The sequence below is a fragment of the Kitasatospora sp. NPDC085895 genome, from assembly GCF_040702125.1.
In the GTDB taxonomy this organism is placed as follows: Bacteria; Actinomycetota; Actinomycetes; order Streptomycetales; family Streptomycetaceae; genus Kitasatospora; species Kitasatospora arboriphila.
The window spans coordinates 38,952-64,463 of the sequence record NZ_JBFBJY010000027.1 but is presented as its reverse complement, the minus strand read 5'-3'; the positions used below and the strand labels follow the sequence as shown (position 1 = coordinate 64,463).

The following is a 25,512-nucleotide window of genomic DNA, read 5'->3' as shown; positions in this document are numbered from 1 at the left end:
AGCGTTTCCTTCACTTCTTCTTCGAGGTCCGTCAGCCGAGCAGCACGTCGTCGTCGCCGAGCTGGCGGAGCTCGCGGACGAGGAGCGCGGTGCCGGTGATCAGGGCGGCGGCGCCGACCAGGGCGTTGATCAGCTTGAGCGTGTCGTTCTCGGCCCGGGCCTTCTTGACGTCCTTGGCGATGGTGACCGCCCCGAACGCGCTGGTGCCGATGGACAGCCACAGGCCGGGCTTGCTGTGCTTGAAGCCCTTGGCCTTCTCGATCCTGCTCACAGTGCCGGTGCCTCCTCCAGCAGGGGGTGTCCCCACTTCTCGTTGAGTGCGGCCTCGACGGCGCCGCCCACGCGGTACAGGCGGTCGTCCGCCATCGCGGGGGCGATGATCTGCAGGCCGACCGGGAGATTGTCCTCCGGGGCCAGGCCGCAGGGCAGCGACATGGCCGCGTTGCCCGCCAGGTTCGACGGGATGGTGCACAGGTCCGCCAGGTACATCGCCATCGGGTCGTCGGCGCGCTCGCCGATCGGGAAGGCGGTGGTCGGGGTGGTCGGGGAGACCAGCACGTCGACCCCGGCGAAGGCGGCGTCGAAGTCCCGCGAGATCAGCGTGCGGACCTTCTGCGCCGAGCCGTAGTAGGCGTCGTAGTAGCCCGAGGAGAGGGCGTAGGTGCCGAGCATGATGCGGCGCTTGACCTCGGGGCCGAAGCCGGCCTCGCGGGTGAGGGCGGTGACCTCCTCGGCGCTGCGGCTGCCGTCGTCGCCGACCCGCAGGCCGTAGCGCATGGCGTCGAAGCGGGCCAGGTTGGAGGAGGCCTCGCTCGGCGCGATCAGGTAGTACGCGGGCAGCGCCAGGGTGAACGACGGGCAGGACACCTCGACGACCTCGGCACCGAGCTCGCGGAGCAGCTCGACCGACTCCTCGAAGCGCTGCATCACGCCGGCCTGGTAGCCCTCGCCGGCGAACTCCTTGACGACGCCGATCCGCATGCCGCGGACGTCGCGCATCCGCGCCGCCTCGACCACGGCCGGGACGGGCGCGTCGATGGAGGTGGAGTCCAGCGGGTCGTGGCCGGCGATGGCCTCGTGCAGCAGCGCCGCGTCCAGCACGGTGCGGGCGCACGGGCCGCCCTGGTCGAGCGAGGAGGAGAAGGCGACCAGGCCGAAGCGGGACACCGAGCCGTAGGTCGGCTTGACGCCGACGGTGCCGGTGACGGCGCCGGGCTGGCGGATCGAACCGCCGGTGTCGGTGCCGATGGCCAGCGGTGCCTCGTAGGCGGCCAGCGCGGCCGCGGAGCCGCCGCCGGAGCCGCCGGGGATCCGGGAGAGGTCCCACGGGTTGCCGGTCGGGCCGTAGGCCGAGTTCTCGGTGGACGAGCCCATCGCGAACTCGTCCATGTTGGTCTTGCCGAGGATGACCACGCCGGCGTCCTTCAGACGGGTCGTCAGCGTGGCGTCGTACGGCGGGATCCAGCCTTCGAGGATCTTCGAGCCGCAGGTGGTCGGGACGCCCTGGGTGGTGAAGACGTCCTTGAGCGCGAGCGGGACGCCGGCCAGCGGGCCGAGCTCCTCGCCGCGGGCGCGCCGGTCGTCCACCGCGCGGGCGGCCTTCAGCGCGCCCTCGGTGTCGACGTGCAGGAAGGCGTTGACCTTCTTGTCGACGGCCTCGATCCGGTCCAGGTGGGCCTGCGCGACCTCGACGGCCGAGACCTCGCCGGCGGAGACGGCGGCGGCGGTCTGCGCGGCCGTGTACTTGATCAGCTCGGTCATCGGTCAGTCCTCCCCGAGGATCTGGGGCACACGGAAACGCTGCTCCTCGCCGGCCGGAGCGCCGGACAGCGCCTGCTCCGGGGTGAGCGACGGCCGCACCTCGTCCGCGCGCATGACGTTCGTCAGCGGCAGCGGGTGGGAGGTCGGCGGGACGTCCTGTCCGGCGACCTCGGAAACGCGGGCGACCGCGCCGATGATCACGTCGAGCTGCTCGGCGAAGTGGTCCAGCTCTTCGGCCTGCAATTCGAGACGCGACAGCCGAGCGAGGTGGGCGACCTCCTCGCGCGTGATGCCAGGCATGCAGCGATCCTCAGGTTCGGGTTCGGGTGAGACCGGGTGCTTGCCCGTCCTCTTGGTCTAAGGACACATCCTATGGCGCGCGCCGCCTCCCCCGGCGCCGCACGGGCCCGGGCGCACCACCGGGAGGCGTCCCCGACCGCCCGCCCCGAGTCGTGGGCGAGTACTCAGAGCGACATCGTGGAGGGGTCGGTGGGTGCGTCGCCGTCGCCGTTCAGCCGGTCGAGGTCGATGGTGTCGGAGGGGGCGGGGGTCTCGGTCGGCACCGGCGTGCCGAACTCCTTGAGCTCGACCCGGCCGGTCTCCTCGCCGCCGGTGCGCTCCATCCGCAACGGGTACGGGCGGCCGCGGGTGGCCACCGTGAGGGTGCTGGTCGCCCCGTCGGCGGTGCCGGTGACGGGGACGGCCGGGGTGCCGTCGACGGTGACGGGCTTTCCGACCGCGAGTCCCCCGGGGGCCTGCTCGACCAGGGCGCTGCCGAGGGCGTCGAGGTCGCAGACGGTGCCGATCTCGGAGAAGTCGGTGTTGTCGGTGGTGGTCTTCAGGTACTTGTCGCCGACCAGGTCCTCGGTGGCGGCGCCGCCGTGGGTGCGCCAGAACACCTCGTCGGGCTTGACCCACAGCTGGGTGCCGAGCTTGACCAGGCGGAAGGTGCCCTGGCCGCTGAGGCCCATGGTGCCCGCGCAGTTGCCGGCGGTGTCGGCGGACAGGTCGAAGGTGACGGTCTGCCCCTGGCTGCTGCCGCGGCCGGCGATCCGGACCGAGCCGGCCTCCTTGAGCGCGGCCACCGAGCGCTGCACGATCTCGGCCCCCGCGAGGGCGGCGACGCCGTTCTCCGGCTGGGCGGAGGCGGGCGAGGCCGCAGCCGAGGAGCGCGCCGCGGTGCCGCTGCCCGAGCTGCCCGGGGCCGCACCCGGCCCCCCGCCCGCACCGGTGCCGGCGCAACCGGCGGCACCGGCCAGCAGGACGAGGCCGGCCAGGACGGCGGGCGTCCGCGCCGTCCGCTGCTCGCTCACGGCTGTCTCCTTCGACGGTCCGGTGTGTGCTCAGAGGGTCACACTCAACCGGAACCACCGCATCCGCAACAAGGGCTGCGTGCGAAGGGACCGCGGCACGGCGCCGCTGCGCCCGGCGGCCGTTCCGGGCACGCGTCTGCCCCCGGACGTCCTGCGCACACCCCCCGGGCCGCCCGCGGCGCGCGGGCGGCCGCTACTGCTGGGTCGTCGGGGCGGGCAGCGGGGCGCTCGGCGCCGGCAGCTCCGCCTGCGCCTGGACGGTCGGCAGCGAGCGCGGCTGCGGGACGGGCGGGGCCAGCGGCTGCTGCGGGGCGAGCCGCTCGACCCGGGCGGTACCGGTCTGCCGGACCATCAGCCAGGCGGTCGCCTGGTCGGCGGGCAGCGCGGCGGAGACCAGCCAGCCCTGCACGGCGTCGACGCCCATGCCGTGCAGCCGCTCCCAGGTCTCGTCGTCCTCGACGCCCTCGGCGACCACGGTCAACCCGAGCGAGTGGGCGAGCTCGACCGAGCAGCGCACCACCGCGGCGTCGTGGTCGTCGGCGACCATCCGGGAGACGAAGGAGCGGTCGATCTTCAGCTCGCCGACCGGCAGGCTGCGCAGCCGGGCCATCGAGGAGTGCCCGGTGCCGAAGTCGTCCAGGGACATGCCGACGCCGTAGCGGCGCAGCTCGGCCAGGGTGTCGGCGGCGCGCCGGGAGTCGTCGAGCAGCAGGCGCTCGGTGATCTCCAGCTGGAGGGCGTGGGCGGGCACCCGGTGCCGGGTGAGGTGGCCGGCGACCCGGGTGGCGAAGCCGGGGTTGAGGACGTCCCGCGGTGAGACGTTGACCGCGACGGGCACCTGCAGCCCCTGGTCGCGCCAGGCGGCGAGCTGGCCGACCGCCGCCTCCAGCACGTAGTCGGTGAGCCGCGGCATCAGGCCGCTGGACTCGGCGAGGCCGATGAACTCGTCCGGGGGGACGCGGCCCTGGCCGGGCCGCTCCCAGCGCAGCAGCGCCTCCAGGCCGACCACCCGGCCGTCGAAGGCGACCTTCGGCTGGTAGTGCAGCTGCACCTCGCCGGTCTCCAGGGCGCGCCGCAGGTCGCCGAGCAGGCCGATCCGGTACGGGGTGTCGGTGTCCTGGGCCTCGTGGTAGACCTCGACGCCGCTGCGGCCGCGCTGGGCGTGGCCCATGGCGACGTCGGCCCGGCGCAGAAGCGATTCGGCGTCCCGGGCGTGCGCCGGGTAGACGCAGACGCCTGCGCTGGCCTCCAGGACGAGCAGCAGGCCGTCCAGCCGGATCGGGGCGGCCAGTTCGGCGATCAGCGCCTTGGCGATCCGCTCCAGGGTCTCCGGGCGGCCGACGCCCGGCAGCAGGACGGCGAACTCGTCGCCGCCCATCCGGGCGACCACCGGCCGGCCGCCGCGGTGCAGCGGGGAGGGCAGGGCCGCGGCCACCTCGTCGGGGGTGGTGCGGGCGGGGTCGGCGGACGGCCGGGAATGGCCGGTCCGCAGCGCCCGGTGCAGCCTGCGGGCGATGTGCACCAGCAGCCGGTCGCCGGCGGTGTGGCCGAGGGCGTCGTTGAGCGACCGGAACCTGTCCAGGTCGAGCAGCACGATGCCGACGCTGTAGTCCTCCTCGTCGTCGTGCCGGGCGATGGCGTCCTGGGCGGCGAGGAGCAGGGCCTGACGGTTCGGCAGGTCGGTCAGCGGGTCGGTGAGCTGGTCCCGGGCCCGGTCGCGGGCGATCCGCCAGGCGGCGACCAGCACCGCCAGCGGGACGGCGAACAGCGGCAGCAGCTCCGGTTCGTACCGGTAGACCAGCACGGCCAGCGGGATGAGCGGCGCGGCCCCGGCCAACAGCACGCCGAGCAGCAGGACCGCCCCTGCCATCCCCTGCGGCGGGCGTGTGGGCGCGCCGCCGGTCGTACGATCCATATGCCCTGTCCTCCGTCGGGCCCGCCCCGTCAGGCCGCCTTACGGTGAGGCACCGTGCGGTGCCGGTGGACGTCAGGTACAGGGGTGCCCCACGAGCGGCGACCGGAGCCGCCGCCATTCACCCCTGCTGACACTCTGTTGCGCCAAGGGTAAGCCGGAGTCCGCCGACAGGGCGGACTTTCGGACAACCCCGGGCGCGCCACCGGCAGACCGATGCCGGACAGTGACACAATGCCCGGTTTCCGGCCGGCACACCCCATGACGCGGTGTCAGGACGATAACAGGATCGGGCCGGTCAGCCCTCGGCGGACCGCTCCGCGGACCCCTCGACCGGGCCCTCCGCGGTCTTCTCGGCCGGACCCTCCGCGGGCTGCTCCCCGGTGTCCAGGCCCAGGTGGGCCCGGGCCGCGTCGGCGCCCTGCTCCAGCAGCACCGCGAACCCGGCGTCGTCCAGGACGGGCACGCCCAGCTGCACGGCCTTGTCGTACTTGGAGCCGGGGTTGTCGCCGACCACCACGAAGTGCGTCTTCTTGGAGACCGAGCCGGTCACCTTGGCCCCGCGCGAGGTCAGCGCCTCCTTGGCGCCGTCCCGGGTGTGGCCGGACAGGGTGCCGGTGACGACCACGGTCAGGCCCTCCAGCGGCCGCTCGCCCTCGTCCTCGGCGCCGGCCTCGGTGAACCGCACGCCGGCGGCCCGCCACTTCTCCACGATCTCCCGGTGCCACTCCTCGGCGTACCACTCCTTGACCGCCCGGGCGATGATCGGGCCGACGCCCTCGGCGGCGGCCAGCTCCTCCTCGGTGGCGGCGAAGATCCGGTCCAGGTCTCGGAACTCGCGGGCCAGCGCCTGCGCGGCGACCGGGCCGACGTGCCGGATCGACAGGCCGTTCAGGTACCGCCAGAGCGGGCGGTCCTTGGCCGCGGCGAGGTTGTCGATCAGCACGCTCAGCGACTTCTTCGGCTCGCCCTTGGTGGTGGCGAAGAAGGTCACCACCTTCTCCTCGCCGGTGCGGTCGTCCGGCCTGGGCATGCCGGTCTTGGGGTCGCGCACCAGCACCTTGATCGGCAGCAGCTGCTCCTCGGTGAGGCCGAAGATGTCCCCCTCGTTCTTGACAGGCGGCTCCGCGGGCTCCAGAGGCTGGGTCAGCGCGGTGGCGGCGACGTAGCCGAGGCCCTCGACGTCCAGCGACTCGCGGCCGCCGAGGTACGCCAGGCGCTCGCGCACCTGGGCCGGGCAGTACCGGGCGTTGGGGCAGCGCAGGTCGATGTCGCCCTCGGACATCGGGCGCAGCTCGGTGCCGCACTCGTGGCAGTGCGTCGGCATCACGAACTCCCGCTCGGTGCCGTCCCGCAGGTCCTCGACCGGGCCGAGGATCTCCGGGATCACGTCGCCGGCCTTGCGCAGCACCACGGTGTCGCCCAGCAGGACGCCCTTGGCCTTGACGACCTGCTGGTTGTGCAGGGTCGCGTACTGGACCATCGAGCCGGCCACCTTCACCGGCTCGGCCATGACCGCGTACGGGGTGGCCCGGCCGGTGCGGCCGATGCCGATCTTGATGCTGGTGAGCTTGGCGGTGACCTCCTCCGGCGGGTACTTCCAGGCGATCGCCCAGCGCGGGGACTTGGAGGTCGCGCCGAGCCGGCCCTGCAGCGGGATCTCGTCGACCTTGACCACCACGCCGTCGATCTCGTGCTCGACGGAGTGCCGCTGCTCGCCGTACTGCTTGATGAAGGCCCGCACCTCGTCGAGGGTGCCGACCACCCGGTTGTGGCGGGCGGTCGGCAGGCCCCACTCGCGCAGCAGGTCGTAGGCGTGCGACTGGCAGTCGATGTCGAAGCCGACCCGGGTGCCGATGCCGTGCACCACCATGTGCAGCGGGCGGGAGGCGGTGACCAGCGGGTCCTTCATGCGCAGCGAGCCGGCCGCGGCGTTGCGCGGGTTCATGAACAGCCGGACCATCGCCCGCGGCCGTCTGCCCTCCTTGGCCCGCTCCTCGTTCTCCAGGCGGCGGCGCTCGTTCTCGGCGGCGAAGGAGGCGTTCAGCGCCTCGAAGGCCTCCGTCGGGAAGTACACCTCGCCGCGGATCTCGACCAGCTCGGGGACGTTGTCGCCCTGCAGCCGGTGCGGGATCTCCTTGATGGTGCGCACGTTGGCGGTGATGTCCTCGCCGACCCGGCCGTCGCCGCGGGTCGCGGCCAGCACCAGCTCGCCGCGCTCGTAGGTGAGGTTGACGGCGAGGCCGTCCACCTTGAGCTCACACAGGTAGTGGTAGTCGAGGCCGTCGAGCTCGCGGGCGACGCGCTCGGCCCAGGCGGCGAGCTCCTCGTCGTCCATCGCGTTGTCGAGGCTGAGCAGGCGCTCCCGGTGCTCCACCGAGGCGAAGCCCTCGGCGACGGCGCCGCCCACCTTCTGGGTGGGCGACTCGGGCGTGCAGAGCACCGGGTGCTCGGCCTCGATCGCCTGCAACTCCCGCATCAGCAGGTCGAACTCGGCGTCGCTGACGACCGGCGCGTCCTGCTCGTAGTAGCGGACGCGGTGGTCCTCCACCTCGGCCGCCAGCTCGGCGTGCCGCCTGCGGACCTCCGCGGGAACGTCCTCCCAGCCCTCGACCGCCGCCACCGTGCGCCTCCTACCGTCTCACTCCGGGTTGTCCGCCAGGCTCTGCGCGGCCCTGGCGCTGTGCGTCAGCGCCCGGCGCGCGTACGCGGGGGACGCCCCCGCCAGCCCGCAGGTCGGTGTCACCACCACGCGGCGGGCCAGCAGCTCAGGGCCGAACCCGAGCCTCTTCCACAGCGTCCTGACACCCTGGACACTACCGGCCGGGTCCGACACCGCCGTGTCGGTGGAGGGCACGACACCGGCGAGGATCACCGTGCCCGCCTCGACGGCCTCGCCGAGGTCGTCGTCCTCACGCTCCGTCAGCAACGAGAAGTCCAGCGACACTCCGGCCACCCCGGCCCGGCGCAGCAGCGGGATCGGCACGCCGGGGGCGCAGCTGTGCACCACCACGGGGACGTCCAGGGCGCGGATCACCGAGCGCAGCGCCTCCTCGGCGACCTGCCGGTCGACGGCGCGCAGCCGCTGGAAGCCGCTGGCGGTCTTCACGGCGCCGGCCAGCACGGCGGGCAGCGAGGGCTCGTCCAGCTGCAGGACGGGCTGCGCGCCCGGCACCCGGCGGCGGACGTCGGCGAGGTGGCGGCGCAGGCCCTCGGTGAGCGACTCGGCGACGTCCCGGCAGGCGCCGGGGTCGGCGAGGGCCTTCTCGCCGTGCTTGAGCTCCACCGAGGCGGCGAGCGTCCACGGGCCGACGGCCTGCAGTTTGAGCGGGCCCTCGTGGCCCTGGGTGAACTCCTCCAGGGCGTCGAGGTCCTCGCCGAGCCAGGAGTGGGCGCGCCGGGTGTCGCGGCCGGGCCGGTCGGCGAACCGCCAGCCGCTCGGCTCCACCTGGGCGAACAGTTCGACCAGCAGACCGGCCCCGCGGCCGATCATGTCGGCGCCGGGGCCGCGGGCCGGCAGCTCCGGCAGGTGGGGCAGGTGCTCCAGCGCGCCGACCGCCGTCCGGGCCGCCTCACGGGCGTCCGTACCGGGCAGCGACCCGACGCCGGTGGCGGCGCCGTACAGCTCGGGGAAGGGGAATTCAGTGGTCACACCGCCCGAGCCTAGCCAGAACGGGCGGCCGCACGCCGCCGAGGCCGCCGACGGCTACGGAGCCGGAGCCGTCACCCGGTGGGACTCGAGGGCGAGAGCGGGGCCGCCGAAGGCACTGCCGTAGGCCGCCGCATGGCCGGCGCCGTCCAGCAGCGCGATCCCGGTGACCGTGCAGTGGTCGTTGAGGCCGGGCGCCCATACGGGCACGGTGACGGTGCCGTCCGACGCCACCGCGGGCGCGTCGACCGTGGTGGCGGAGCAGGCGTAGGGGTCTGCGGTCTCCACGGTGACCGACGCGATGCCGCCCTGCACGCCTTCGGGCTTCAGCGTGAGCGGCACGCTCACGCCGCCCGCCGAGGTGTCGAAGGTCGCAGGGATGCTGAAGCCGGAGGCGCTCAGCACGCTGTTCCGGGTGAGGTGCAGTGCCGCTGCGGCCGGGAGGTCCTTGGCGACGGCGGTGTTACCCGCGTTGTCCGCCAGCCGGAGCCGGCTGGGTGTCCAGGTGCCTTCGGGGGTGTCCGCCGGGAAGGTGACCGGCAGATTGCAGTAGACCGCGCCGGGGCTCGTCTCGAAGCCGTCCGGGCCGCACTCGATCAAATCCCAGCTCAGCGTGTTGGTCTCGACGTCACCGGTGACGGCGGCACCGCCGGGACCTCCGACCGTCAGCCTCGCCCGGTGGAACCCGGACTCCTCGTCCAGAGCGGTGAAGGAGTACTGGTAGGCGACCGGGTTCCCGTCCAGGTACCGGAAGCGGGACTGCGACTTCAGGTAGAAGGACTCGTAGCCGGGTCCGGTGCCGTCCACCAGCTCCGTGGCCGTGACCGAGGTGTGCGGGCCGTTGAGCCGGGAGCGGCCCACCGTGAGCGCAGTGCCCTGGTCGTCCTTGGCGGTGACCTTGACGACGGCCCAGGTCGCGGTCGGCGTGGCGGCGTAGCGGGGCACCGGGAAGTCGTACCGGTAGACGGCGGACTGCGGCGTGCCGGACACCGCATTGGCCTTGAACCAGCTGTCGGGCTGGTGTCGGAAGGTCACGTGGTGCTCCGGACCGATGCCCCGGCCGTCCGCCCCGACCTGCTGGACGACGACGTCACCCGTGACGTCGGTCGCCGCGGCGTTGCCGTCGGTGAGCGTCCATTCGAGCGTCGCGGTCGCCTCGCCCGAGGTCGCGTCGACGGTGCTCTGCGCGAAGGCCACGGACGTCAGTACCAGCCTCGGTGCAGGAGCTGCGTGCGCCTGTCCTGCGACCGTTGCCGCGGCCAACACGCCGGCCGCCACGACCGAACCTCCGCGCACCCCGCGCGATCCGACTGCCCGTCCCGGCATTCCGCCTTCTCCCCTGCCCGTTCGCCCGAAGATCACCGCGGGAGGTTAGCGGCGGGCAGGAGGACAAAGGGATTTCCGGGAGGTCCGCTACCGGCCCGGACGGACGGTGATCTCGGTGAGTTCGGCGTCGCGCGGGAGGTCGAGCGCGGTGAGGATCGCGGTGGCCACGGACTCGGGGGCGATCCACTGCGCCGGGTCGTACGCGCGGCCCTCCTGGCGGTGGACCTTCTCCTGCATCGGGGTGGCGGTGCGGCCCGGGTACACGGTGGTGACCCGGACGCCGTTGCCGTGCTCCTCGGCACGCAGGGCGTCGGCGAGCGCCCGGACGGCGAACTTGCTGGCCGCGTAGGCGGCCCAGTCGGCGTCGGCGCGCAGCCCCGCACCGGAGTTGACGAAGACCACGTGGCCGCGGGCCAGCCGCAGCGAGGGCAGCAGCAGCCGGGTGATCTCCGCGGGGGCGACCGCGTTGACGTTCAGCTGCTCCTGCCAGGCCTTCACCGGGAGGTCGCCGACCCGGCCGAGTTCGACCACGCCGGCGATGTGCAGCAGCGAATCCAGCTCGACCGGCAGGCTCTGGTGGCCGAACGCCCAGGACAGCTTCGCCGGGTCGCCGAGGTCGCCGACCAGGGTGGCGGCACCGGTGAAGCGCTCGCGCAGTTCGGCGGCGCGCCGGGCGTCCCGGGCCAGCAGCAGGACGTCCTCGCCGCGGGCGAGCAGTCTCTCGGCGACGACCGCGCCGATGCCGGAGCCGGCGCCGGTGATCAGGTGGGTTCCCATGGGGTGGTCCTGTCGTCAGAGGCGGTCGAGGGCCGCGAAGGCCTCGGCCGGGGTGGTGGCGAACACGACGAGCTCGGCCAGCGGACGCGGCAGGAAGCCCTCGGTCTCCATCCGCTCCAACTGGGTGCGCAGGCCCGCGTAGAAGCCCTCGGTGTCCAGGAACACCACCGGTTTGTCGTGCAGGGCGTGCTTCTTGAGCTCCAGCACCTCGGTGACCTCGTCCAGGGTGCCGAGGCCGCCGACCAGGACGACCACCGCGTCCGCGCGCTCCAGCAGCCGGGCCTTGCGGTCGGCCAGGTCGGGCGCGGTGACCAGCTCGTCGGCGCCCTCGTAGGCCTTGTGCGCGAGCAGCTCCACGGAGATGCCGACGAGCCGGCCGCCGGCCTCCTTCACGCCGTCGGCCAGCAGGCCCATCAGGCCGGCGTGCGAACCGCCCCAGACCAGGGTGTGGCCGCGCTCGCCGAGCAGCCGGGCGAACTCGGCGGCCGGTGCGGTGTAGCGCTCGTCGAGCGAGTACGCGGAGCAGAAGACGGTGATGTTCACAGGACCCCAGATCTACCACGGGCGGCATCCCGCCCGACGAACGATTTCGGTGCGCGGTCGGCGGCGCGGCCGGTCAGCGCCGTACGGCGACGCAGCCCGGACGGCGACGGTGCTCAGACGGCGACGGTGCGGCGCTCGGTGGTGGCGATCGTCGCCGAGCCCACCACCCGGGTGCCGTCGTACAGCACCACCGCCTGGCCGGGGGCGATGCCCCGGGCCGGGGTGTCCAGCCGGACGCGCAGCACCTCGCCGTCCAGCTCGGCGGTGACGGGCACCTCCTCGCCGTGCGCGCGCAGCTGCGCCGTGTACCGGCCCTCCCCCGCGGCGGGCTCGCCGCACCAGCGCGGCTTGACCGCGGTCAGCCCCAGCACGTCCAGTCCCTCGGCCGGGCCGACGGTGACGGTGTTGGTCACCGGCGAGATGTCCAGCACGTAGCGGGGCTTGCCGTCCGCGGCCGGACGCCCGATCCGCAGGCCCTTGCGCTGGCCGATGGTGAAGCCGTACGCGCCCTCGTGCTCGCCCAGCTTGGTGCCGTCGGTGTCCACGATGTCGCCGGTGGCGGTGCCGAGGTGCCGGGCCAGGAAGCCCTGGGTGTCACCGTCCGCGATGAAGCAGATGTCGTGGCTGTCCGGCTTCTTCGCCACGGCCAGACCGCGGCGCTCGGCCTCCAGCCGGATCTCGTCCTTGGTGGTGTCTCCGAGCGGGAACAGCGAGTGCGCCAGCTGGTCGGCGTCCAGCACGCCGAGGACGTACGACTGGTCCTTCGCGCCGTCCACCGCGCGGTGCAGCTCGCGGCCGCCACCGGGGAGGTCGACGATCCGGGCGTAGTGGCCGGTGCACACCGCGTCGAAGCCGAGGGCGATCGCCTTGTCGAGCAGCGCCGCGAACTTGATCTTCTCGTTGCAGCGCAGGCAGGGGTTGGGGGTGCGGCCCGCGGCGTACTCGGCGACGAAGTCGTCGATGACGTCCTCGCGGAAGCGCTCGGCGAGGTCCCAGACGTAGAACGGGATGCCGATCACGTCGGCGGCCCTGCGGGCGTCGCGGGAGTCCTCGATGGTGCAGCAGCCGCGGGCACCCGTCCGGAACGACTGCGGGTTCGACGACAGCGCCAGATGCACGCCGGTCACGTCGTGGCCGGCCTCGGCGGCACGGGCCGCGGCGACGGCGGAGTCCACACCGCCGGACATCGCGGCGAGCACACGGAGGCGGGGGGCGGTCGGGGCACCGGCGAAGTCACTCATGATGGCCCCAAGCCTACGTGCTCCACCCGACCACACTCAGGGGCGCGGGGAACTGCGCAACCCGGATGTGGCGAATCCTGCTGATCAGGGCCGACCCCGAATCCGCACAGTGCACCTGTCCCCGCATTGCGCAGTTCTCCCCCGGTCTTCGACCGGGAGGTGCCCCCACGCGCCCCTGACGCGCTGCCCCTGCGTTGCCTTTCCCGGCGGAGCGCGTCAGCGGCGGGCGGTGGCGAGGCCCGCGTTGCGGGCGCGTTCGACGGCCGGGGTGATGGCGGCGGTGAGGGCGTCGACGTCCCCGGGGGCGGAGGTGTGGCCGAGGGAGAAGCGGAGGCTGGCGCGGGCGAGCAGCGGATCCGCCCCCATGGCGAGCAGCACGTGGCTGGGCTGCGGCACGCCCGCCGAGCAGGCGGAGCCGGTCGAGCATTCGACGCCCTGGGCGTCGAGCAGCATGAGCAGGGCGTCGCCCTCGCAGCCGGGGAAGGAGAAGTGGGCGTTGGCGGGGAGCCGTCCGGCCGGGTCGGGGTCGCCGTTGAGGACGGCGTCGGGGACGGCGGCGGTGACGGCGGCGACGAGTCCGTCGCGGAGGGCGCCGACCGTGGTGGCGAAGTCGCTGCGCCGTTCGACGGCGAGTGCGGCCGCGGCGGCGAAGCCCGCGGAGGCGGGCACGTCGAGGGTGCCGGAGCGGACGTCGCGTTCCTGGCCGCCGCCGTGCAGCAGCGGGACGGGGGTGGCGTTGCGGGCGAGCAGCAGGGCGCCGATGCCGTACGGGCCGCCGATCTTGTGGCCGGTGACGGTGAGTGCGGTGAGTCCGGAGTCGGCGAAGGAGACCGGGACCTGGCCGAGCGCCTGGACCGCGTCCGCGTGCATGGGGATGTCGAACTCGCGCGCGACGGAGGCGAGTTCGACGACGGGCTGGAGGGTGCCGACCTCGTTGTTGGCCCACATGACGGTGATCAGGGCGACGTCGGCGGGGTTGCGGAGCACGGCCTCGCGCAGCGCGTCGGGGTGGACCCGTCCGTACGCGTCGACGGGCAGGTAGTCGACCTGGGCGCCCTCGTGCTCGGAGAGCCAGTGGACGGCGTCGAGGACGGCGTGGTGCTCGACGGGGCTGCACAGGATGCGGCGACGGGCCGGGTCGGCGTCGCGGCGGGCCCAGTAGAGGCCCTTGACGGCGAGGTTGTCCGACTCGGTGCCGCCGGCGGTGAGGACGATCTCGCTGGGTCGGGCGCCGAGGGACTCGGCGAGGGACTCCCGGGACTCCTCGACGACCCGGCGGGCGCGGCGGCCGGCCGCGTGCAGCGAGGAGGCGTTGCCGACGACGCCGAGGTGGGCGGTCATGGCGGCGACCGCCTCGGGCAGCATCGGCGTGGTGGCCGCGTGGTCGAGGTATGGCATGGCGGCTCCCAGTGTAGGGGCCGTCACCGGGTGCGCCGGGCGGGAGGTCCCCCGGGGTCACGATTTGGCCATTGCAGCCCGTGCAACGCGCCGTTAGCCTCCTGCCTCACTGCCGTGCGTTGAGGGGTGGACGGATGTCGCAGACGGTGGACCGGGCCCTGACGATCCTCGCCTCGCTCGGAGAGGGTCCCGCCTCGCTCGAACAGGCGGCCGCCCGGATCGGCGTGCACAAGTCGACGGCGCTGCGGCTGCTGCGGACCCTGCAGGAGCACGGCTTCGTGCACCGCCAGCCGGACCACCGCTACCGGCTGGGCGGGCGGCTGTTCGGGCTGGCGCAGCAGGCCCTGGAGTGCATCGACATCCGGCAGGTCGCCGCGCCGTACCTGGCCTCGCTGTGCGAACGGTACGGGCACACGGTGCAGCTGGCGGTGCTGGAGGACGGCTCGGTGCTGTACCTGGACCGGGTCGAGGGCCGGTACCCGGCGGAGCCGAGCGGCGCCCCGGAGGCGGCCGGCCGGATCGGCACCCGTGTCCCGGCGGCGGCGAGCGCGGCCGGCAAGGTGCTGCTGGCCGATCTGCCGGAGGAGCAGCTGACGGCCCTTCTGGACGGCCTGGACGACGGGCCCGGGAAGGCCGGTCCCCCGGCCGGCGGGCTGCGGGCCGACGGGCTGCGGGCGGAACTGGCGGCGGTGCGCCGGCAGGGCTGGGCGGCGGGACAGGGCGGATACCGGGACTCGGTGGACTGCCTGGCGGCGCCGATCGTGGGCGCCGAGGGCCGGTCCATCGCGGTGTGCACCATCTCCGCCCCGCCCCGCCTCGCACCGGACGCCGAACTGAGCCGGCTGCTGCCGGAGCTGCTCTGCACGGCGGAGGCGATCTCGCTGGCGTACGGCGGTTCGCCTACTCCTCGCTGGTGCGAGAATCGTTGCGGTGCCAAGCACGCGGTGCGCGCCAGCCGTACCTGAGCGCGAGCATCCGGATGGCGAAGGCGCTGAGCGCGGCCGCACCGGCGTTCAGCGGGGTGAGCCGGTTGCCGGCGATGAGCGCCGCGACGACGGTGGAGCCGACCAGGGCGGGCACGGCGTAGATCTCGCGGTCCCAGCGCAGCAGGGCGGGCGGTTCGAGGGCGAGCAGGTCGCGGACGACGCCGCCGCCGGCCGCGGTGAGCATGCCCAGGGCGACGGACGGGACGAAGCCGAGGCCGTAGTCGTGGGCCTTGATGGTGCCGGCGACGCAGAACAGACCGAGTCCGGCGGCGTCCAGGGTCTGCACGGCGGTGTTGATCCGTTCGACCTGCGGGTGCAGGAAGAAGACGACGAGCCCGGCGGCGAGCGGGGTGGAGAAGTAGCCGAGGTCGGAGAAGGCCGCCACCGGTGTGGCCCCGATGACCAGGTCGCGCATGACGCCCCCGCCGAGGGCGGTCGCCTCGGCGAGGACGCAGATGCCGAAGATGTCCATGTTCTTGCGGACGGCCAGCAGGCCGCCGGACAGGGCGAAGACGAAGATGCCGACCAGGTCCAGGGCCTGCTGCAGCCCCGGGGAGAAGATGTGCGAGCTCACCGCCCCATCCTCCCCGGTCGGATTGTCCGATCTTGCACCACCCGGCCACGAGGTACGCCCGGTCGGGGCACCGCCCCGGGCGGCACCGTTCCGGCGGACTCCGCTGCAGGGCCGAAGGACGGGGGCGCGGGTGCCGTACGGCGCTGTCGACCGGTGCGACTGCGGAGCCGCCCGGCCGGACGGGCGGCAGCCGGTCTGCCGCCTGCCTGACGCCGTACGCACTGCTGCGGCCGGGGCCGGTGCTGCGGCCGGAGTCCCCGACCGGCACCGTCGAACCGGCCGCCGGCGAGCAGGCGGTGCTCGGCCGGGACCCGGTGCAGTCGCCGTACGCGTACCTCTTCCGGGACCTGCCCATCATGTCGGCGTGCCACCTGAGGGCCGGACTCCCGCCCGCGGACCGCGTCGGAGAGGTCGACGACCACGTCGGCGGCGAGCGCGTCGACGGCGAGGTGCGGCTCCGGCTGCACGGCACGGAAGGCGGCACCCCGCCGTCGGGCGGTTCGGTCCTTCGCCCGATCGGGTCAGGCGAAGGACTCCTGCGGGGCCGGGCCGCCGAGGGCGTTGCGCCGCTCGGGCATCGCCAGGGTGGTCATCCGCCGCCAGCCGAGGGCGCGTTCGTAGAGGTAGACGCCGTGGATGCCGGCCGCGAGCGCCGCCGACTTGGCGCGCGGCCAGCGGAGGATCGCCCCCATGTGCGCCATGACGGCGAGGCTGACGTCGCGGTAGGTGCGGATCTCGGCGTGCGCGGTCCGCTGAAGGGTGGTCAGGATCGCCCGGCCGTGGCCCTCGGCGGCGAGGCGCAGCAGCTCCTCGTGGCAGAAGGCGAGGTGGTTGTCCTCGTCGTTGGAGATCATCCGTACCGCGCGGCCGACCACCGGGTGGTCGCCGAAGACCTTCTTCAGCAGCTGCATCTGCTCGGCGGCGCGCTGCTCGGTGACCCGGCTGTGCGCGAGGTAGGTGATGACGTCCTGCTGGGTGAGCGGTTCGTCGCGCTTGAGCCTGGTGTGGGCGAGGCCGATGCCCTGGCGTTCCAGCATCATCGTGTAGTCGGTGTCGTCGGGGACGTCGACCGGTGCGAGGCCGCGCTTGTGGAGCAGGGCGTTGAAGATCCGGCCGTGCTTGTCCTCGTCGGCGCCGTGGCGGGCGATCTTGGGGGCGAGGACCTGGTCGGAGACCAGCTTGGAGATCCGCCCGTTCTCCCAGCCGCCCTGGTCCTCGCCCTTGGCGGCGATGCTGCAGAACAGCCGGAACGAGTCGTCGTTGTCGTGGATCTCCTGGAACAGGCTGCGTGCGGAGAGCATCTGGCCACCTCCCCCGGCCGCCGGGCAGGCGCCGTCGTCGATCGGATCCGAACACCGTCAGTGAACGCAGCCTCCCGGGCGCCCGCAACAGCAGGCCGGGCGGCACTGGTCCGGACGAAGGACCCGCGCCGCCCGGGGCCGCTCAGCCGCGGGTTCCGGTGGCGACCAGTGCGGCGACCGGCAGGCCCCTGGCGGCGTACGGGGCGGCCAGCCGGAGGTACTCGGTGCGGATCGCGTCGATCTCCTCGGGCGGGCGGCCCTCGACCAGGGCGGCGGTGATCACGGTGCCGCCGAGGACGTGCCGCCACCAGTCGGCCGGGTCGACCCGGTGCGTCCAGCGGACGCGGTCGACCGACACCTCGGTGAAGCCGGCGCCGGCGAGCAGGGCGGCGAGGCCGTCGGGCGAGGCGTACCGGGTGAAGGGGGCGGCGCCGGGGAGTCCGGCGGGCGGCGGGCCGCCGACTGCGCGGACGGCGTCGAAGACCAGGCCCTGTGCCCGGTTGGCGGCAAGGGTGTCCCAGCAGGAGAGGGCGAGCCGGCCGCCGGGGGCGAGCACCCGGTGGAGGTCGGCCGCGGCGGCGGGCGGGTCGGGCACGTGGTTGATCACGAAGGCGCCGACCGCCGCGTCGAACCGGCCGTCCGGGTACGGGAGTCCGGGCAGGGCCGCCCGTTCGACCCGGGCGCCGGGCAGCGCGGCCGCGGCGGCCTCGACCATCTCGGGGACGGCGTCGGTGGCGGTCACGTCGGCGCCGCGCCGCAGGGCGAGCGCGGCGAGCCGGCCGGTGCCGCAGCCGACCTCCAGCAGCCGGGTGCCGGGGCCCGCGCCGACGGCGTCGAGCAGGGCCGGGTGGGCCCCGGTGGTCATCGCGCCGAAGCCCTCGCCGTAGGTGGTGCTGCGGGCGGCCCAGCCGCGCCGTTCGAACGCGGCGAAGTCCGCCGCCCCTGCGCCGCTCACTGGACGCAGAACTCGTTGCCCTCGGGGTCGGCGAGGGTGACGTGCCTGGTGCCGGGCTCGTCGATCCGGGCGAGCACGGTGGCGCCCAGGGCGACCAGCCGGTCCACCTCGGCCTCCCGGCGCTCGGGCCCGGCGTGCAGGTCGAGGTGGAGGCGGTTCTTGACGGTCTTGGCCTCGGGGACGGCCTGGAAGAGCAGGCGCCGGCCGTGGCCGATGCCGGTGGCCGGGTCGAAGGGGTCCTCGGGGTGCCGGACGGCGGCCATCGCCTTGAAGGCCTTGCGGCCGTCGACGACCGTCCAGGCCTCGGCGGGCAGCACGCCGCCGGTGATCAGCCGCTCCACGACGGGGCTGTTGTCCTCGACGAGGTAGCCGAGGGCCTCGCCCCAGAACGCGGCCTGGCGGTGCGGGTCCGCGCAGTCCACGACGATCTTGTAGTCGAGAGTCATGCTACCGGTTATAGTGGTTACATGGACGACGCCGCAACCGGACTCGTGCTGAACCACCCCGACGGCACCTCCCACCGCTTCGACCCCGGCGCGCTCTGCCTGGAGCTGCTGCCCACCGGCGGGCCCGGCGCCCACGCCCGCTACGAGGTGCTGCACCGGCCGGCCGACCTCGCCGACTGGATCGCCGCCTGCCGGCTGGACACCGGCGAGGTCGCCGTCGACGAGGCCGGGGTTGCCGCCGCCCGGGAGCTGCGCGACGCGCTCTGGCGGCTCACCGAGGCCAGGGCCGAGGGCCTCCCCGGCGCCCCCGAGGACTACGCGGCGGTCAACCGGGCCGCCGCCGCTCCCCCGCCCGTCCCCCGGATCGGCCCCGACGGACGGCGCGCCGGACCCGCGCCCACCACCGCGGTCGCGGTGCTCTCCGCGGTCGCCCGGGACGCCGTCGAGCTGTTCACCGGCCCGTACGCCGACCGGATCCGCGTCTGCGGCGCCCACGACTGCCAACTGCACTTCGTCGACACCTCGCGGCCCGGCCGGCGGCGCTGGTGCTCGATGGAGCGCTGCGGCAACCGGCAGAAGGTCCGGGCGCTGCGCGCCCGGCAGACCGCACGGGGAGACGACTGACGCCCACCGGACCCACCCGCGACGCCGGCTGACGGATCGGCGTCCCGCGCACCCCGCCGCACCGGGCCGCGGTGACCGACGCCCTGGAACGCCTCGGCCCGGGTGCCTGGATCAGGCACCCGGGCCGGGTGGGTACTGCTCCGGACGGACCCTGCGGGTCAGCGGCCGCGCTGGGCGTGGATGCCCGGCTTGCGCGTGCCGACCGACAGGTCGTCGTTCTCCGGGAAGTGGCAGGCCACCTGGTGGCCCGGCCGCGCGGCGACGAGCGGCGGCTCCTGGGTGGCGCAGACGTCCTGCGCCTTCCAGCAGCGGGTGCGGAAGCGGCAGCCGCTCGGCGGGTTGAGCGGCGACGGCACGTCACCGGTGAGCAGGATGCGCTCGCGGCGCTCCTTGCGGCGCGGGTCCGGCGTCGGCACCGCCGACATCAGCGCGTTGGTGTACGGGTGCATCGGCACGCTGTAGAGCGAGTCGCGGTCGGCGATCTCGACGATCTTGCCGAGGTACATCACCGCGACGCGGTCCGACACGTGCCGGACGACCGAGAGGTCGTGGGCGATGATCAGGTAGGTCAGGCCCAGCTCGTTCTGCAGGTCGTCGAGGAGGTTGACCACCTGCGCCTGGATCGACACGTCGAGCGCGGAGACCGGCTCGTCCGCCACGATCATCTTCGGCTTGAGGGCCAGCGCGCGGGCGATGCCGATGCGCTGGCGCTGGCCGCCGGAGAACTCGTGCGGGTAGCGGTTGTAGTGCTCCGGGCTCAGGCCGCAGAGCTCCAGCAGCTCCTGCACGGCCTTCTTGACGCCGCCCTCGGTGGCCACCTTCTGCAGCCGGAACGGCGCGCCGACGATGGTGCCGACGGTGTGCCGCGGGTTCAGCGACGAGTACGGGTCCTGGAAGATCATCTGGATGTCCCGGCGGAGCGGGCGCATCGCCGAGACGCCGAGGTGCGTGATGTCCGTGCCCTCGAACTCGATCTTCCCGCCGGTGGGCTCGTCCAGACGGGTCACCAGGCGGCCCATGGTGGACTTGCCGCAGCCGGACTCGCCGACCACGCCGAGGGTCTCGCCGGGCCGGACCTCGAAGTCGAGGCCGTCCACGGCGCGCACGGCGCCGGCCTGGCGGCGCAGCAGCCCCTTGGTGATCGGGAAGTGCTTGGTCAGCCCGGTCACCTTGAGCAGGGGCTGACGGTCGGAGGCGGGCGCGGGTGCGGGGATCGCCGCCGTCTTCGAATCCGTCATCGGTTGTCTCCTGAGTGTGTTGCTGGCGGCCGGGTCACAGCCGGGGCGCGATCTCGTCGGCGAAGATCCGGTGCCGTTCGGCGATCGGCAGGTGGCAGGCCGCGAGGTGCCGGGGGGCGGCCTCGGCCAGCACGGGCACCTCGGAGGTGGACCGGCCGCCGGTCAGCTCGGCGTACGGGCAGCGCGGGTGGAAGGCGCAGCCGGACGGCACGTTGATCAGGCTCGGCGGGGTGCCCTTGACCGGGATCAGCCGGTCCTGGAGCTCCCGGTCGAGCCGGGGCATCGAGCCGAGCAGGCCCCAGGTGTAGGGGTGCTCGGGCGCCTCGAAGAGGGACGCGGCGGGGCCGCGCTCCACGGACTTGCCGCCGTACATCACCAGGATGTCGTCGGCCAGTTCGGCCACCACGCCGAGGTCGTGCGTGATGATGATGACGGCCGAGCCGAACTCCTTCTGCAGGTCCCGGATGAGGTCCAGGATCTGCGCCTGGACGGTGACGTCCAGGGCGGTGGTGGGCTCGTCCGCGATCAGCAGCGACGGGTCGTTGACCAGGGCCATCGCGATCATGGCGCGCTGGCGCATGCCGCCGGAGAACTCGTGCGGGTAGGCGTCCACCCGCTTGTCCGGCTGCGGGATGCCGACCCGGTCGAGCATCTCGATCGCGCGGGTGCGCGCCTGCTTCTTGGTGGCGCCCGGGTGGTGGGCCCGGTAGCCCTCGATGATCTGCGCGCCGACCGTGTAGTACGGGTGCATCGCGGTCAGCGGGTCCTGGAAGATCATCGCCATCTTCTGGCCGCGGAGCTTGCGGACCCGCTCGGGGTCGGCGGCGACGAGCTCCTCGCCGTCCAGCCAGACCTCGCCGGTGATCCGCGGGGCGCCGCGCTTGGTGCCGGTGCGGTGCAGGCCCATGATCGACAGCGAGGTGACGGACTTCCCGGAGCCGGACTCGCCGACGATGCCGAGGGTCTTGCCCTTCTCCAGGTCGAAGGTGAGGCCGTCGACCGACTTGACCAGTCCGTCCTCGGTGGGGAAGTGCACCCGCAGGTCGCGCACCGAGAGGAAGGCGGAGGGCTTGGTGGTGTTCAGGGTCTTGCTCATGCCAGCCTCACCCGAGGATCGACAACGGCGTACAGCACGTCAACCAGCAGGTTGGCGATGATGATGAAGAAGCCGGCGAAGAGCGTGACACCCATGATCACCGGGAGGTCGCTGGAGCTGACCGCGGAGACCGCCTCGTAACCCAGACCACGGAAGTTGAAGGTCGACTCGGTGAGCACCGCGCCGCCGATCAGGGCGCCCAGGTCCATGCCGAAGACGGTGAGGATCGGGGTGAGGGTGGAGCGCATGGCGTGCTTGCCGATGACCGTCCGCTCGCCGAGGCCCTTGGCCCGGGCGGTGCGGATGTAGTCCTCGCCGAGCACCTCGAGCAGGGTGGCGCGGGTGAGGCGGGCGTAGGTCGCGGCGTAGAGGAACGCCAGGGTGACCCACGGCAGCACCAGGTTCTGGAACCACGCGACCGGGTCGTCGCCCAGGTTCACGTAGTCGTGCGGGAACCAGCCGAGCTGGTAGACGAAGATCGCGCTGGCGAGCATGCCGGTGAAGTAGATCGGCAGCGAGACGCCGGCCAGGGCGGTCGTCATGGTGAAGCGGTCCAGCAGGGTGCGGCGGCGCAGCGCGGAGACGACGCCGGTCGCGGTGCCGAACACGAGCCACAGGGTGGCCGCGCCGGCGGCGAGCGAGGCGGTGACGCCCAGTCGGTCCAGCAGGACGGGCCACACCTCCTGCTCGGTCTTGAAGGAGTAACCGAAGCACGGCGCGGAGCAGTGGGTGACGTCCACGCCGGTGCTGTAGTCGCGCCCGACGAACAGGCCCTTCAGGAACAGGAAGTACTGCTCGACGATGGACTTGTCGAGGCCCATCTTGTGTCGGATACCCTCGACGGCCACCTTGTCGGCGATCTTGCCGACGTAGAGCAGCGCGGGGTCGGTCCCGGTCAGTTTCGGCACCATGAAGAAGATGCCGAAGGTGACCGCGGAGACCACCAGCAGCATGGCGACGACATTGACGAGCCGTCGGATGAGATATACGAGCACTGCGGTCGGCCCCGCCCCGGACCGGCCGCGTCCCTGTGGGGACGCCGGCCGGCCCGGGCGGAGCCTTCACCTGCCCTTCGGACTAGCTGTGCGAACTACGATTGCGGGCGGGGCAGGTCACTTGCCGTCGGAGACGCCCAGGGCCTGGAAGTCGACCTCGCCGAACGCGTCGGTGATGAAGACGTTGGTCAGGCGCGGGTTGCGGTAGTTGAGCGCCTTGTCGGCCACGATGGGCAGCCACACCGCGGTGTCGACGACCTTGTGGTTGATCTGCTTGTAGAGGTCGGCGGCCTTGGCCGGGTCCGTCTGGGCGGCGGCGTCGTCGAAGAGCTTGTCGATCGCCGGGTCAGAGGTCTCGGGGTAGTTGCTGTTGCCGTTCTTGGTGATGAAGCGGCTGTCCATCAGGGGCTGCATGTAGCCGGCGCCGTTCGGGTAGTCGGCACCCCAGCCGGCGACGATCAGGCCGTAGCCCTTCTGGTGGACGACGTCCGGCGCACCGGCGACGGAGGCGAGCAGCTTGCCGTCGTACTGGTCGACGTTCACCGTCACGTTGATGGCCTTGAGGGCGGTCTGCAGCGCGACGGCCGAGTTGACCTCCTTGGCCTTGTTGCCGCGGACGGCGATCGTGGTGGTGAAGCCGTCGGCCTTGCCGCACTCCTTGAGCTCGGCCTTGGCCTTCTCCAGGTCGGCCTTGCCGTCGGTCAGGCCGAACGGGTCGTACTCGTCCGAGCCGAGGATGTTCGGGGGCAGCATGTTGCCGTAGGTGGAACCGGCCACCGAACCGCCGCGGGCGGTCTGCAGCGCGGTCGGGTCGGCCGCGTACAGCACGGCCTTGCGGCAGTGGATGTTGTCGAAGGGGGCGACCTTCTGGTTCAGCGCGATGAAGCGGATGAAGCCGTTGTACGGGTCGTCCGTGTTGGCCTTCAGCTTCTCGTCCTGCAGGACCTTGACCTGGGCGGCCTGGGAGAGACCGGTCTGGCCGAAGTCGATGTCGACGGAGCCGGCCAGCAGGCGGGCGTCCATGTCGTCGGCGTTCGAGGTGACGGTCAGCTTGACGGTGTCCGGCAGCGCCTTGCGGAACGGGTCGGTGGCCGGGTCCCAGTTCTCGTTGCGGACCAGCTCGTAGCCCTTGCCCGGCTCGACCTTGGCGAACTTGTAGGGGCCGGAGGAGACCGGCTTGTCGCCGTACTTCGCGCCGGTGTCCAGCTTCTGCGGGACGGGGGCGGCGGAGCCCATCGCGAGCAGGTACGGGAAGGAGGAGTCCGCCTTCGCCAGCTTGAAGACGATGGTGGTGTCGGTCGGGGTCTCGACCGACTTCAGACCCAGCTTGTTGGGGTCGGTGTCGGTGTAGGGGCCCTTGTAGTTCTGGCCCTGGTCCAGGGACTGGATCAGGTAGGTCGGGCCGCCGGAGACGACGTCCTGCGCGAAGATGCGCTCGATGCCGTACTTGATGTCCTTCGAGGTGATCGGCGAGCCGTCCTCGAACTTCAGACCCTGCTTCAGGTGGAAGGTGTAGGTCTTGCCGTCGGAGGACACGGCCGGCTGGTTCGCCGCCAGGTCCGGGACGAGCTTGAGGCCTTCCTTGCCCGGCTTGGCGTCGTAGGCCAGGAGGGTGCGGGCGTAGTAGCGCTCGAAGTTCCACACCGAGGCGTAGTAGGCGCGGCCCGGGTCGAGCGAGTCGACGTCGGTGCTCGTCCAGAGGTTGAGCGTGCCGCCCTTCTTGTCGGAGGGGTTCAGCACCTTGTCAACCGCGGCGTTGAAGCCGGCCGAGCCCTTGCTCGCGCTGTCGCTCGTGCCACCGCCCTTGGTGCCGCCGCAGGCCGCGGTGGTCAGGGCGAGCGCAGCCACGAGGGAAGCTGCGGCAAGTGTCCTGTTGCGCTTCATGGGTACGGAGTCCTCCTGGTGATGTGCGGGCACGAACGGTCCGCCGGGGGTGGGCAGGCTGAGAGGGACCTGCCTGGTATGTGGGGGGAGAGGGAGGGCTAGTTGCCCTTGGGGTCGAGCGCGTCCCGGAGGCCGTCGCCGAAGAGGTTGAACGCGAGCACCGTGACGAAGATCGCGAGACCGGGGACGACCATGTAGGTCGGGTCGGCCTGGTAGATCCGGGTCGCCTCGGAGAGCATCTGTCCCCAGGAGGGCGTCGGCGGCTTCACGCCGGCGCCCAGGAAGCTGAGCGCCGCCTCGCTGAGGATGTTGGTGGGGATGATCAGCGTCGTGTAGACGAGGATCGGGGCGACCAGGTTCGGCAGCAGCTCGCGGAAGAGGATGTGGATGCTGCCGGCGCCGAGGCTGCGGGCGGCGTCCACGAACTCCCGCTCGCGCAGCGACAGCGCCTGGCCGCGGACGATGCGGCCGATGTACGGCCAGCCGAAGAAGCCGATGACCAGGACCAGGATGCCCATGCGCAGGGCGGTGCCGCCGAGGCCGAGCAGCGAGTTCGGCATGACCGAGACGAGCGCGATGGAGAACAGCAGCTGCGGGAAGGCCAGCAGCACGTCCATCACCCGGCTGATCGCCGCGTCGACCCAGCCGCCGAAGTAGCCGGCCGCGGCGCCGAGCACGACGCCGATCAGGACGGACACGCCGGCCGCGAGGAAGGCCACGGTGAGCGAGATCTGGGCGCCGTAGAGGATCCGGCTGAAGACGTCGCGGCCGAACGTCGGGTCGACGCCGAGCAGGAAGTCGCCGCTCATGCCGCCGAACGCGCCCCTGGGGAGGCCGAGGTCCGGGTTGATCTGGTCCGGGTGGGGCTCGTCGACCGGGTGGCCGAACAGCGCCGTCAGCACCGGCGCGAAGATCGCGGCGAGGATCAGCAGGAGCACCACGGTGCCGCCCGCGAGGGCGACCTTGTCACGCTTCAGCCGGTCCCAGGCGATCCGGCCCGGAGAGCGGCCCTGGATGCGCTTGGCCGGGGCGGCAGGTGCGGCCTCGGGCCGGGCAGAGCCGGTGGTCTCGGTGGGTGTGGTCATGAGTCAGTTCGTTCCCCTCGCCGACGGTGGCCGGCCCACGGCCCGGTCCGGCGGGGCGACCCGGGCCCGATCAGGGCCCGGACCCCGGTGCGGTCCGGAGTTCGCGACAGGTGCGGTGCAGAGCGGTGCGGTGGTTCCGTACGCCGGTGCGGCGGTGCAGAGTTCGTTTTCGGGGTGCCGGAGCCTGCCGTCCGGGCACGGGGCCGGGGCGGCGGATCACGGCGTTTGCGGGGGTACTGCGGGTCCTGCGTGGTGCCGGAGTGCGCGGCATGCACATCGCGCGGTTCGGCGTCGCCAGGGCGCGATCACCTTTGTGGGGATCGGCTCGCGCACTGGCCGTGGGCAGCACTCTCTGTCATCGGGGAGAGGTTCCGCCAGAGGGGGCAACCGAAGGATGCCTAACTGTGA

22 protein-coding genes and 1 pseudogene are annotated in these 25,512 nt (G+C 73.0%); 2 read left to right on the top strand and 21 right to left on the bottom strand.

All coding sequences use genetic code 11. The features are described from left to right. Nucleotides 1-31 precede the first annotated feature (31 nt). The 12 genes and pseudogenes from AB0442_RS18925 to AB0442_RS18870 all read right to left on the bottom strand — a co-directional run bounded on the left by AB0442_RS18925 (nucleotide 32) and on the right by AB0442_RS18870 (nucleotide 13,920). A complete protein-coding gene (locus tag AB0442_RS18925; RefSeq protein ID WP_366164109.1) occupies nucleotides 32-271 on the bottom strand; it encodes a hypothetical protein in 240 nt (79 codons plus the stop codon). After that, complete coding sequence (gene gatA, locus AB0442_RS18920; RefSeq protein WP_366164108.1) at nucleotides 268-1,761, bottom strand: Asp-tRNA(Asn)/Glu-tRNA(Gln) amidotransferase subunit GatA; 1,494 nt, start codon at nucleotides 1,759-1,761, stop codon at nucleotides 268-270. The genes AB0442_RS18925 and gatA overlap by 4 nt, the downstream gene beginning before the upstream one ends. Before the next feature lie 3 nt (nucleotides 1,762-1,764). Next, nucleotides 1,765-2,061, bottom strand: a complete 297-nt coding sequence (gene gatC / locus AB0442_RS18915) for an Asp-tRNA(Asn)/Glu-tRNA(Gln) amidotransferase subunit GatC (protein WP_030272430.1) — start codon at nucleotides 2,059-2,061, stop codon at nucleotides 1,765-1,767. Nucleotides 2,062-2,225: 164 nt separating this feature from the next. Next, on the bottom strand, nucleotides 2,226-3,074 hold the full coding sequence (locus AB0442_RS18910) for a hypothetical protein (RefSeq protein ID WP_366164107.1): 849 nt from the start codon (nucleotides 3,072-3,074) through the stop codon (nucleotides 2,226-2,228). A gap of 193 nt (nucleotides 3,075-3,267) precedes the next feature. After that, nucleotides 3,268-4,926, bottom strand: a pseudogene (locus AB0442_RS18905) (bifunctional diguanylate cyclase/phosphodiesterase); the annotation flags it as partial. Nucleotides 4,927-5,284: 358 nt separating this feature from the next. Beyond that, nucleotides 5,285-7,609, bottom strand: a complete 2,325-nt coding sequence (ligA, locus tag AB0442_RS18900; protein ID WP_366164106.1) for an NAD-dependent DNA ligase LigA — start codon at nucleotides 7,607-7,609, stop codon at nucleotides 5,285-5,287. A gap of 18 nt (nucleotides 7,610-7,627) precedes the next feature. Continuing rightward, nucleotides 7,628-8,638 carry a methionine synthase gene (locus tag AB0442_RS18895; RefSeq protein ID WP_366164105.1) on the bottom strand — a complete coding sequence of 337 codons (1,011 nt, stop codon included), beginning with the start codon at nucleotides 8,636-8,638 and terminating at the stop codon, nucleotides 7,628-7,630. Nucleotides 8,639-8,692: 54 nt separating this feature from the next. Next, a complete protein-coding gene (locus AB0442_RS18890) occupies nucleotides 8,693-9,832 on the bottom strand; it encodes a hypothetical protein (RefSeq protein WP_366164104.1) in 1,140 nt (379 codons plus the stop codon). A 216-nt stretch (nucleotides 9,833-10,048) separates the two neighbouring features. After that, entirely contained in the window at nucleotides 10,049-10,738 is a 690-nt protein-coding gene (locus tag AB0442_RS18885) for an SDR family oxidoreductase (RefSeq protein WP_366164103.1), read from the bottom strand. A gap of 15 nt (nucleotides 10,739-10,753) precedes the next feature. After that, nucleotides 10,754-11,281 (bottom strand): TIGR00730 family Rossman fold protein, encoded by a 528-nt coding sequence (locus AB0442_RS18880; RefSeq protein ID WP_344622907.1) that lies wholly within the window; start codon nucleotides 11,279-11,281, stop codon nucleotides 10,754-10,756. Between the two features lie 113 nt (nucleotides 11,282-11,394). Next, complete coding sequence (gene mnmA, locus AB0442_RS18875; RefSeq protein ID WP_366164102.1) at nucleotides 11,395-12,522, bottom strand: tRNA 2-thiouridine(34) synthase MnmA; 1,128 nt, start codon at nucleotides 12,520-12,522, stop codon at nucleotides 11,395-11,397. Nucleotides 12,523-12,738: 216 nt separating this feature from the next. After that, complete coding sequence (locus AB0442_RS18870; RefSeq protein WP_366164101.1) at nucleotides 12,739-13,920, bottom strand: cysteine desulfurase family protein; 1,182 nt, start codon at nucleotides 13,918-13,920, stop codon at nucleotides 12,739-12,741. Between the two features lie 134 nt (nucleotides 13,921-14,054). Between AB0442_RS18870 and AB0442_RS18865 the strand changes: the two genes are divergently transcribed. Then, nucleotides 14,055-14,885, top strand: coding sequence for an IclR family transcriptional regulator (locus tag AB0442_RS18865; RefSeq protein ID WP_366164100.1), 831 nt, complete (start codon nucleotides 14,055-14,057; stop codon nucleotides 14,883-14,885). Here AB0442_RS18865 and AB0442_RS18860 read toward each other — a convergent pair. The 4 genes from AB0442_RS18860 to AB0442_RS18845 form a co-directional block, all read right to left on the bottom strand. Then, complete coding sequence (locus AB0442_RS18860; RefSeq protein ID WP_366164099.1) at nucleotides 14,821-15,480, bottom strand: trimeric intracellular cation channel family protein; 660 nt, start codon at nucleotides 15,478-15,480, stop codon at nucleotides 14,821-14,823. The two genes, AB0442_RS18865 and AB0442_RS18860, sit on opposite strands and share 65 nt — an antisense overlap. 521 nt (nucleotides 15,481-16,001) lie before the next feature. Then, a complete protein-coding gene (locus AB0442_RS18855) occupies nucleotides 16,002-16,781 on the bottom strand; it encodes a ferritin-like domain-containing protein (protein WP_363542719.1) in 780 nt (259 codons plus the stop codon). A 142-nt stretch (nucleotides 16,782-16,923) separates the two neighbouring features. Then, nucleotides 16,924-17,736 (bottom strand): class I SAM-dependent methyltransferase, encoded by an 813-nt coding sequence (locus tag AB0442_RS18850; protein ID WP_366164098.1) that lies wholly within the window; start codon nucleotides 17,734-17,736, stop codon nucleotides 16,924-16,926. Further along, nucleotides 17,733-18,182, bottom strand: a complete 450-nt coding sequence (locus AB0442_RS18845; protein WP_366164097.1) for a VOC family protein — start codon at nucleotides 18,180-18,182, stop codon at nucleotides 17,733-17,735. The genes AB0442_RS18850 and AB0442_RS18845 overlap by 4 nt, the downstream gene beginning before the upstream one ends. Before the next feature lie 21 nt (nucleotides 18,183-18,203). Between AB0442_RS18845 and AB0442_RS18840 the strand changes: the two genes are divergently transcribed. Further along, nucleotides 18,204-18,806: a CGNR zinc finger domain-containing protein gene (locus tag AB0442_RS18840; RefSeq protein ID WP_366164096.1), complete on the top strand. Its 603-nt coding sequence runs from the start codon at nucleotides 18,204-18,206 to the stop codon at nucleotides 18,804-18,806. 158 nt (nucleotides 18,807-18,964) lie between these two features. Here the strand turns inward: AB0442_RS18840 and AB0442_RS18835 are convergent, their stop codons facing one another. From AB0442_RS18835 to AB0442_RS18815, 5 genes are all read right to left on the bottom strand, one after another. Further along, nucleotides 18,965-20,044: a dipeptide ABC transporter ATP-binding protein gene (locus AB0442_RS18835; protein ID WP_344622894.1), complete on the bottom strand. Its 1,080-nt coding sequence runs from the start codon at nucleotides 20,042-20,044 to the stop codon at nucleotides 18,965-18,967. A 34-nt stretch (nucleotides 20,045-20,078) separates the two neighbouring features. After that, nucleotides 20,079-21,140, bottom strand: coding sequence for an ABC transporter ATP-binding protein (locus tag AB0442_RS18830; RefSeq protein ID WP_366164095.1), 1,062 nt, complete (start codon nucleotides 21,138-21,140; stop codon nucleotides 20,079-20,081). Next, nucleotides 21,137-22,135, bottom strand: coding sequence for an ABC transporter permease (locus AB0442_RS18825; protein WP_363542724.1), 999 nt, complete (start codon nucleotides 22,133-22,135; stop codon nucleotides 21,137-21,139). The genes AB0442_RS18830 and AB0442_RS18825 overlap by 4 nt, the downstream gene beginning before the upstream one ends. Before the next feature lie 117 nt (nucleotides 22,136-22,252). Continuing rightward, nucleotides 22,253-24,019 (bottom strand): ABC transporter substrate-binding protein, encoded by a 1,767-nt coding sequence (locus tag AB0442_RS18820; protein WP_366164094.1) that lies wholly within the window; start codon nucleotides 24,017-24,019, stop codon nucleotides 22,253-22,255. Between the two features lie 98 nt (nucleotides 24,020-24,117). After that, nucleotides 24,118-25,104: an ABC transporter permease gene (locus AB0442_RS18815; protein ID WP_363542726.1), complete on the bottom strand. Its 987-nt coding sequence runs from the start codon at nucleotides 25,102-25,104 to the stop codon at nucleotides 24,118-24,120. Nucleotides 25,105-25,512: the final 408 nt, after the last annotated feature.